Raw genomic sequence first — 456 nt, forward strand, 5'->3', positions numbered from 1 at the left:
CGCGCCGTTCTGTCCCTCGGCGGTCAGCCACAGCGTGGCGGTGCCGGCCGACGCCTCGCCGCTGCGCAAGCTGGCGCTGTTCGTCGGCCCCGGCCTGCTGGTCTCGGTCGGCTACATGGACCCCGGCAACTGGGCCACCGCCATCGAGGCGGGCTCGCGCTTCGGCTACGCGCTGCTGTTCGTAGTGGTGCTGGCGAGCTTTTCCGGGATGCTCCTGCAAAGCCTCTGTTCGCGCCTGGGCATCGCCACCGGCCGCGACCTCGCGCAGCTCTCCCGGGAGCGCTACCGCCCTGGCGTGGCGCGTGGCCAATGGCTGCTGGCGGAACTGTCGATCGTCGCTACCGACCTTGCCGAGGTGCTCGGCGCGGCGCTGGCCTTCCACCTGCTGCTGGGAGTCTCGATTACCACCGGGGTGGTCCTCACCGCCTTCGATACCCTGATCGTGCTGGCCCTGCA

1 protein-coding gene is annotated in these 456 nt (G+C 70.6%); it reads left to right on the forward strand.

All coding sequences use genetic code 11. The features are described from left to right. On the forward strand, positions 1 to 456 hold a 456-nt coding region (locus FLP08_RS17000), incomplete at both ends, for an Nramp family divalent metal transporter (RefSeq protein ID WP_202912799.1).

Origin of the sequence: Christiangramia aestuarii (genome assembly GCF_009735585.1) — a bacterium.
Lineage (GTDB): Bacteria > Bacteroidota > Bacteroidia > Flavobacteriales > Flavobacteriaceae > Christiangramia > Christiangramia aestuarii.